Annotated in this window: 8 protein-coding genes; 2 read left to right on the top strand and 6 right to left on the bottom strand. The window is 65.3% G+C overall.

The annotated features are described in order from the left end of the window. Positions 1–407: 407 nt before the first annotated feature. Positions 408–1,190 (top strand): enoyl-CoA hydratase/isomerase family protein, encoded by a 783-nt coding sequence (locus ACEWQ0_RS13475; RefSeq protein WP_476482334.1) that lies wholly within the window; start codon positions 408–410, stop codon positions 1,188–1,190. Between the two features lie 211 nt (positions 1,191–1,401). On the opposite strand, the gene ACEWQ0_RS13470 is transcribed toward ACEWQ0_RS13475, so the two are convergent. From ACEWQ0_RS13470 to ssb, 6 genes are all read right to left on the bottom strand, one after another. Next, entirely contained in the window at positions 1,402–2,817 is a 1,416-nt protein-coding gene (locus ACEWQ0_RS13470) for a mannose-1-phosphate guanylyltransferase/mannose-6-phosphate isomerase (protein WP_476482335.1), read from the bottom strand. Beyond that, positions 2,802–3,695, bottom strand: a complete 894-nt coding sequence (gene rfbD, locus ACEWQ0_RS13465; RefSeq protein ID WP_476485586.1) for a dTDP-4-dehydrorhamnose reductase — start codon at positions 3,693–3,695, stop codon at positions 2,802–2,804. The genes ACEWQ0_RS13470 and rfbD overlap by 16 nt, the downstream gene beginning before the upstream one ends. Further along, on the bottom strand, positions 3,692–4,240 hold the full coding sequence (gene rfbC, locus ACEWQ0_RS13460; protein ID WP_476482337.1) for a dTDP-4-dehydrorhamnose 3,5-epimerase: 549 nt from the start codon (positions 4,238–4,240) through the stop codon (positions 3,692–3,694). The genes rfbD and rfbC overlap by 4 nt, the downstream gene beginning before the upstream one ends. Next, the gene (gene rfbA / locus ACEWQ0_RS13455; RefSeq protein ID WP_476485585.1) at positions 4,240–5,121 is read right to left on the bottom strand and encodes a glucose-1-phosphate thymidylyltransferase RfbA; all 882 of its coding nucleotides are present in this window, start codon (positions 5,119–5,121) and stop codon (positions 4,240–4,242) included. The genes rfbC and rfbA overlap by 1 nt, the downstream gene beginning before the upstream one ends. Positions 5,122–5,147: 26 nt before the next feature. Next, entirely contained in the window at positions 5,148–6,203 is a 1,056-nt protein-coding gene (gene rfbB, locus ACEWQ0_RS13450) for a dTDP-glucose 4,6-dehydratase (protein ID WP_476482339.1), read from the bottom strand. A 203-nt stretch (positions 6,204–6,406) separates the two neighbouring features. Beyond that, complete coding sequence (ssb, locus tag ACEWQ0_RS13445) at positions 6,407–6,847, bottom strand: single-stranded DNA-binding protein (protein WP_476482340.1); 441 nt, start codon at positions 6,845–6,847, stop codon at positions 6,407–6,409. Between the two features lie 121 nt (positions 6,848–6,968). Here ssb and ACEWQ0_RS13440 point away from each other — a divergent pair, with 121 nt between their 5' ends. Then, complete coding sequence (locus tag ACEWQ0_RS13440; protein ID WP_476482341.1) at positions 6,969–7,967, top strand: polyprenyl synthetase family protein; 999 nt, start codon at positions 6,969–6,971, stop codon at positions 7,965–7,967. The last annotated feature ends 15 nt before the right edge of the window (positions 7,968–7,982 follow it).

Here is a 7,982-nt window from a genome sequence, read left to right as displayed (position 1 = left end):
TTGGCTGGTTGGCTGGTTGGCTGGTTGGCTGGTTGGCTGGTTGGCTGGTTGGCTGGTTGGCTGGTTGGCTGGTTGGCTGGTTGGCTGGTTGGCTGGTTGGCTGGTTGGCTGGTTGGCTGGTTGGCTGGTTGGCTGGGCGGCTTTGCCGTGATTGGCCGTGCCGAGTCGAGGCCCTGCTCGCGGCCTGGAGACCGCTCCCACAAACAACTGCGGGCAAAACTCTGTGGGAGCGACCTCCAGGTCGCGAGCCCGGCCTGCCAGACGCCACCCGCCCCCCCGGCGCAGCCCTGCCGCCCGCCAAACCTCTCGGTTGCCGAACTGGCCAACCAGCCAATCAGCCAACCACACCCCTCCGAAGCCCTTACACTATCAGCCTCCACCCAAACCCAACCGGGAGCCCTACCCCCATGCCCCACGAAAACCTGTTGATCGACGACCACGAGGCCGTTCGCACGATTACCGTCAACCGACCCGACAAGCTCAACGCGCTGAATCAGCAGACCCTGCTTGAACTCCGTGGCGCAATCGACGATGCCCAGGCTGATGACGACGTGCGCGTGATCGTATTGACCGGTAGCGGTGAGAAAGCCTTCGTTGCGGGTGCCGATATCGGCGAGATCCGGGAGCAGACAGCGGTCGAGGCGCGCGCTTTTTCTGCCATGGGACAGGACCTGATGAGCCGCATCCAGGCATCCGACAAGCCGGTGATCGCCGCGATCAACGGCTTCGCCCTGGGCGGCGGCATGGAGCTGGCGCTGGGCTGCCATCTTCGCTTTGCCTCGACCAATGCCCGCCTGGGCCTGCCGGAGATCACGCTGGGCATCATGCCGGGCTTTGGCGGTACGCAGCGCCTGTTGCGCCTGGCCGGCACGACACGGGCGCTGGAAATGACGTTGACCGGCAAGCCGATCACGGCCGAGCGCGCGGAGCAGCTGGGCATCGTCAACCAGGTGGTCGAGCCGGAATCACTGGCTACAACGGTCGGCGAGTTCGCCGCCGGGTTGGCCAAGGCGGCGCCGGAGGCCGTGCGTGGCATCCTGCAGGCCATCAATCAGGGCGCCAACACCGACCTGCAGACCGGCCTGGCCCTGGAAACCGCCCGCTTCGCGCTGTGCTGCGCCACCGAGGACATGAAGGAAGGCACCAGCGCTTTCCTGGAGAAACGCGCGCCAGAGTTCAGGGGGCGGTAAAACCGGGGAGCCACGGAAGAGACGGAAATTCACGCAAGCCGGCAAACGGGAACGGCCGGCAGCAGGCGCAAGGGGTGCGGCCGTAAAGCGAGCTGCACACCCTGCCAATCTTTCAGCCTGCGTGAATTTCCGTGCTCTCCGGGGGTGTCGGTTTTTCAGGCAACGAAGCCCAGTGGTGGCTTGACGCCTCTTGCCTGGACCCTGCGGCTCTTCAGGTTCGTCCGTAGACGTCTTCGAGGCGCTCGATGTCGTCTTCACCAAAATAGCTGCCGGTCTGTACTTCGATGATGTGGACGTCGTCGCTACCGGGGTTTTCAAGCCGGTGCAGGCTGCCCACCGGAATCTGGACGGTTTCATTGGCGCCGTAGATCCGTTCGTCGTCGTCGAGGCGCACTTTCGCCTGCCCGGACACGACCGTCCAGTGCTCGCTGCGGTACTGATGACGCTGCAGCGACAGGATGCCGCCGGGCTTGACGACCAGCCGCTTGACCTTGCAATCGTCGGCGTCCTCGAGCACCGTGAAGCTGCCCCAGGGCCGATGCACGGTGCGGTGGAACACGGCCAGCTCGTCGTCGTTACGGGTCAGCTCCTCGACAACCGACTTGACCTCCTGGGCGCGATCGCGGCTGGCCACGAGCACCGCATCGCCGGTGTCGACGATGACCAGATCGTCGACGCCGACGGCGGCCACCAGGCGTTTTTCGCCCTGGACAAAGGTATTGCGGGCATCGACGAGCACCGCCTCGCCCTGAACGCGATTGCCCAGCGCGTCGGTTTCATACAGATCGCTGATGGCCTGCCAGGAGCCGATATCACTCCAGCCGCAGTCCACCGGCACCACGGCGCGTCGTTCGGCCTTTTCCATGACTGCAAAGTCGATGGACTCGGGGCGAACCTGGGCAAAGCCCTCGGCATCGAGTTCCACCGGCGCGGCTTGCGCGTCGGTGCGGGCCCAGGCCGCGCGAACCTGCTCGAGAATGTCGCCGGCGTGGGTCGCCAGTGCCGCCAGAATGGCGTCGGCGCGGAAACAGAACATGCCGGCGTTCCACAGATAGTCGCCCGACTCGAAGTAGCGCCGCGCGGTGTCCTGGTCGGGCTTTTCCACGAAGGCGCGGATCTCGCGCCCGTGTTCGCCGATGGCCTCGCCCGATCGGATGTAGCCATAGCCGGTTTCTGCATGGGTGGGTGTCACGCCCAGGCAGGTCAACCAGCCGTCGGCTGCCAGCGCCTCGGCCTGCGTCACAGCTTCGGCAAAGGCGCGCCGGTCGCGCACCAGGTGGTCGGCCGGCATCACCAGCAGCCGGGTTTCCGGACCATAGAGCTGTTCGGCCCACAAGGCGGCTGCGGCAATGGCCGGCGCGGTATTGCGGCCCTCCGGCTCGAGCAGAAAGCGGTGATCGGCCGAGTCGTCCACGAGCTGATATTCGTCGCGGGTAAGAAAGTAATAGTCGCGCCCGGTCACGGTCAGCGTCACCGGCGCATCCCCCACGTCGAGCGCGCGGCGGATGGTGCTGGCCGCCAGCGTCTGGCCGTCGGCCAAGCGCATGAAGGGCTTTGGATGGGCCTTGCGCGAAACCGGCCACAGCCGGGTTCCGGCGCCGCCGGACATGATCACGGGTAACAGCATGGGGGCTCACTCCATTGGTCGAGACACTCGGCCAGGGCCGATTCGCAGTCGGGCAGCGCCTGGCCGGTCCAACGCGCGTAGCCCGATCCATCAAGCACCGACCAGACCGGGCGCACGGCCTTTTGCGGCCATTGATCGCTGCTGATCGACGCCACCTCGACGGACTCTGGAATGATGCCACGCGCAGCCGCCATCTGCACGGCCAGTGCGGCCAGCTGGTACCAGGTCATCGCGCCCTGCCCGGTCACATGCAGCAGCTCGGGGCGCTCGACCGCGCGCTCGCAAGCCAGCAGCCGCGCCGTCGCCTGCGCCAGCGTTCCGGCCCAGGTCGGCGAGCCGGTCTGATCGGACACCACTTGCAGAGGCTGGCCGCCGGCGGCGCGATCGAGAATGGCGGAAAGAAAATTCCCCGGCAGGGCGCTGTAGACCCAGGCGGTGCGCAGCACCAGGGCGCGGCAGCCGCTGGCCGCGATCGCCTGCTCACCGGCCAGCTTGGTGCGGCCATAAGCTGACTCCGGAGCCACGGGATCGCTCTCGCGCCAGGCGCGACCGGGCTGGCCGCTGAACACGTAATCGGTGGAGTAGTGAACCAGCAGCGCGGCGCTGCTACGGCACCAGCGCGAGAGCTCCGCGGGCAGGTCGTGGTTGAGCGCGAAGGCCTGGACTTCGTGATCTTCGGCCGCGTCGACCGCCGTCCACGCGGCAGCGTTGATGACCACCTCGGGCTGCAGCTCTTCCAGCAGCCCGCGCACGCGCGCCCGGTCAGCGAGATCGAGCTCGTGATCGGCATCGCTGCGGGCGCAGGTGGTCAGACCCGGCACTGCCGCGCGCAGATGGCGGCCGAGCTGGCCGTTGGCGCCGAGCAGCAGCGTCGTCATGACGGCAGCCGGTCGCGCTCGATGTCGGTCAACCGGGGCGCGCCGCGATCCTTGTCGGAAAGCCCCTGCGGCGGCGCCGGCCACTGAACGCCGATGTCCGGATCGTCCCAGGCAATCGAGGCATCGAACTCGCCGCGATAGGGCCGCGTGCACAGATAGTTGAAGGTGGCCGATTCACTGAGCACCTGAAAACCATGGGCAAAGCCCTCGGGAATCCAGAGCTGGCGGTGGCGATCGGCATCCAGCTCGAAACCGACCCAGCGGCCAAAGTGCCCGGAGTCGGGGCGGATGTCGACGGCAACATCGAACACCCGCCCGCTGCTGACCCAGACAAGCTTGCCCTGGGGCTCCGGCCACTGGTAGTGCAGCCCGCGCAGGACGCCGTGGGCCGAATGCGAACAGTTGGCCTGAACGAAGTCCGGGCCGATGCCGTGCTCGCGATAGCGTTCAGCGCGCCAGGTTTCCAGAAACCAGCCGCGCTCGTCGCCGAAGATTTTCGGCTCGATCAGCTTGACCCCCGGTAGCTCGGTGTCGTGGACCTGCATCACTGCCCCGCGGTGCGCGCAATCATGCGCAGGTAGTCGCCATAGCCACTCTTGGTCAGCGGTTCGGCCAGCGCCAGCAGCTGATCGGCATCGATCCAGCCCTGACGAAACGCGATTTCCTCCGGGCAGGCCACGCGCAGGCCCTGGCGCGACTCCAGCGTCTCGATATAGCTCGAGGCCTGCTGCAGCGAGGCGTGCGTGCCGGTATCCAGCCAGGCATAGCCGCGGCCCATGCGCTCGACCGTCAGGTCGCCGGCGTTGAGATAGCGACGGTTGAGGTCGGTAATCTCGAGCTCGCCGCGCTCGGAAGGCTGCAGGTCAGCGGCAAAATCGCAGGCGCGCTCGTCGTAGAAGTACAGGCCGGTGACGGCGTAATTGGATTTGGGCTGCTCGGGCTTTTCCTCAAGCGACTGCACGCGGCCGTCGCCGTCCATCTCGACCACGCCGTAGCGCTCGGGATCGCTGACCCAGTAGCCGAACACGGTGGCGCCACGCGCACGGGCGCCGGCGCGTTCGAGCAGCGCGCGCATGCCATCGCCATGAAAGATATTGTCACCCAGAATCAGGCAGGAAGGACGCCCGGCAACGAAATCGCGGCCGATGATGAAAGCGTCGGCCAGGCCGCGCGGCGCGTCCTGAACGGCGTAGTGCAGCTCGATGCCCCACTGGCTGCCGTCGCCGAGCAGACGCTGAAACAGGGCCTGCTCGTGCGGCGTGGTGATGACCAGAATTTCGCCAATGCCGGCCTGCATCATGGTCGACAGCGGATAGTAGATCATCGGCTTGTCGTAGACCGGCAGCAGCTGCTTGGAGATCACCTGCGTGAGCGGATACAGCCGCGTCCCGGAGCCGCCGGCGAGGATGATGCCTTTTCTGTTCATGAAAGTGTGAAGTGTGAAGTGTGAAGTCAGGTGCCGGGGCTCTGTCTGGAGGTGCCCAAGCGCTCGGAACGGTAGCGACCATCGCGGATGCGTTGCCACCAGTCGCGATTGTCCAGATACCAGTCGACGGTCGCGGCCAGCCCGTCAGCGAAATCCACCGCAGGCTCCCAGCCGAGTTCATTGTAGATGCGGGTGGCATCTATGGCATAGCGGCGGTCGTGGCCGGGGCGGTCGGTGACGTATTCGATCAGTTCACGCCGCGGGCGGTCGGCGGGCGCGCGCTCGTCGAGCAGGTCGCACAGCAGGCCGACGACCTCGAGATTGGTCATTTCGGCGTTGCCGCCGATGTTGTAGACACGACCCGCCTCGCCGGCTTCGAGCACGCGCATGATGGCGCTGCAGTGGTCGGTGACGAACAGCCAGTCGCGACGCTGCTGCCCGTCGCCGTAGATCGGCAACCGCTCGCCCTCGAGCGCGTTGATCAGCATCAGCGGAATCAGCTTTTCGGGAAACTGGAACGGCCCGTAGTTGTTCGAGCAGTTGGTGATCATCACCGGCAGGCCGTAGGTGCGGTGCCAGGCCCGGGCGAGGTGATCGGCCGCGGCTTTCGAGGCCGCATAAGGCGAGTTGGGAATATAACGGTTGGTTTCGGTAAACGCCGGCTCGTCCAGCCTGAGGGTGCCGTAGACCTCGTCGGTGGAGACGTGGACGAAACGGAACCGATCGGCCCCACCCTGCCAGTATTCCAGCGCTGCATCCAGCAGGGTCTGCGTGCCCGTGACGTTGGTGCGAATGAACGCCCCGGGCTCGTCGATCGAGCGATCAACGTGGCTTTCGGCGGCAAAATGCACGATTGCATCGGGTCGATGCTCGGCAAGCAGGCGTTCGATCAGCGGGCCATCGCAGATGTCGCCTTCGACGAATACGTGACGCTCATCCGGCAGGCCCTCGAGCGACTCGCGATTGCCGGCGTAGGTCAACAGGTCCAGGTTGACCACCCGCGCGTCAGTCGTGGCGAGCACGTGGTGGATGAAGTTGGCGCCGATAAAGCCGGCGCCGCCGGTGACAAGAATCGTGCTCATTGGCATATGAATCGAAAAGTGAATGGCGCCACGGGAAACACCGAACACAGCACAGAAACCCGATCAAGAGCTCTGCCGGCGCAGGCGCCAGATGTCGATCGCGCGCCATCAAGTCGTTCGGCAACGCAATCGCCTGGTGTCTTTCCGTGAATTCCGTGTTTTCCGTGGTTCCAGGTTTACCAAGGTCAAGCAAAAGTGGAAGGTCAGAACGGAATATCGTCCTCCAGGCCGCCGCTGTCGGCGGGCGGACCATCGTAGCTGCTCGAGCTGCCCGACCCCTGGTTGTCGTTGAACGGCGCGCTGCCACCGCGGCTGTCGAGCATCTGCATCTCGTTGGCAACGATCTCGGTCGTCCAGCGGTCCTGACCGTCCTGACCCTGCCATTTGCGCGTCTGGATACGGCCCTCGATATAGACTTTCGAGCCCTTGCGCAGGTATTCACCGGCAATTTCGCCAAGCCGGCCGAACAGCACCACGCGATGCCATTCGGTACGCTCCTGCTGCTCGCCGGTCTGACGGTCGCGCCAGCTCTCGGAGGTGGCAATGCGGATATTGCTTACGGCATTGCCGCCAGCGGTGTGCCGGGTTTCGGGATCGGCGCCGAGATTGCCGATCAGGATCGCCTTGTTGATTCCACGGGCCATGATGCGGCCTCTCCTTATCGGGGGTATGAAGTTGCGCAGAAGTCTAGCATAGGCACCCGTTGAAGCTGCCGGACGAATCCTCTGGCCCGGTGAAGGAGATCGGCCCGTATAATTGTCATCCATGAACGATTTTTCTCCGCCCACGCTGCCGGCCTGTCTGAATGACGTCATGGAGCTGACCCGGCCTGACCGCGAAGCGGTCGATCGCCTGATCGTCGAGCGCCTGGCCTCCGACGTTGCCCTGGTCAACCAGGTCAGCCACCACATCATCAGGGGCGGCGGCAAGCGCATGCGGCCGCTGGTTCACCTATTGTGCGCTCAAGCCGCCGGCTATACAGGCCAAGATCACCACAAGCTGGCGGCGATCATCGAGTTCATCCATACCTCCACCCTGCTCCACGACGATGTCGTCGACGAGTCTTCGCGGCGGCGCGGACAGGTCACGGCGCACCAGCTCTGGGGCAACTCGGCCTCGGTTCTGGTGGGCGACTTTCTCTACTCGCGCAGCTTTCAGCTCATGGTCGAGCTCGACCGCATGCGCGTCATGAGCATTCTTGCCGACACCACCAACACCATTGCCGAAGGTGAGGTGCTGCAGCTCATGCAGATGGGAAACGCGGACCTTGGCGTGGACGATTACTACCAGGTGATTTCCGACAAGACCGCCTGCCTGTTTGCAGCCAGTGCCCGCCTCGGCGGCGTGCTGGGTGGCCTCGACCACAGCGCCTGCGAGCAACTGGGCGCTTTCGGCCTCTATCTGGGCCAGGCCTTCCAGATTGTCGACGACGTGCTCGACTATCGCGGCCGTGGCGATGACCTGGGCAAGGATGCCGGCGACGACCTGGCCGAAGGCAAGGTCACGCTGCCGCTGATTCTGGCGCTGCAGTCGGCCGAGCCGGCCGAACGCGAGCTGATTCGCCACATTGTCGAGACCGGCGGCAGCGATCGCGTAACCGAAGTACGCCAGATTCTCGACCGCACCGGCGCCCTGGACCAGGCCATGGCGCAGGCCACCGAGCTTGCCGATGACGCCCGCCAGGCGCTATCGGTATTGCCGGAAAGTGATTTCCGCGGTGCGCTCGCTTTCCTGGCCGGCTACGCGATCAACCGCGCCAGCTGAATACCGCCGCCGAAG

It is taken from the genome of Wenzhouxiangella sp. YN9 (assembly GCF_056324165.1).
Note: the sequence above shows the minus strand (reverse complement) of the source record. Positions and strands in the feature narration are given on the sequence as shown.

Coding starts and splice junctions, on each gene's coding strand:
- ACEWQ0_RS13475 (WP_476482334.1), top strand. CDS start 408: ATGCCCCACGAAAACCTGTTGATCGACGACCACGAGGCCGTTCGCACG.
- ACEWQ0_RS13470 (WP_476482335.1), bottom strand. CDS start 2,817: ATGCTGTTACCCGTGATCATGTCCGGCGGCGCCGGAACCCGGCTGTGG.
- rfbD (WP_476485586.1), bottom strand. CDS start 3,695: ATGACGACGCTGCTGCTCGGCGCCAACGGCCAGCTCGGCCGCCATCTG.
- rfbC (WP_476482337.1), bottom strand. CDS start 4,240: ATGCAGGTCCACGACACCGAGCTACCGGGGGTCAAGCTGATCGAGCCG.
- rfbA (WP_476485585.1), bottom strand. CDS start 5,121: ATGAACAGAAAAGGCATCATCCTCGCCGGCGGCTCCGGGACGCGGCTG.
- rfbB (WP_476482339.1), bottom strand. CDS start 6,203: ATGAGCACGATTCTTGTCACCGGCGGCGCCGGCTTTATCGGCGCCAAC.
- ssb (WP_476482340.1), bottom strand. CDS start 6,847: ATGGCCCGTGGAATCAACAAGGCGATCCTGATCGGCAATCTCGGCGCC.
- ACEWQ0_RS13440 (WP_476482341.1), top strand. CDS start 6,969: ATGAACGATTTTTCTCCGCCCACGCTGCCGGCCTGTCTGAATGACGTC.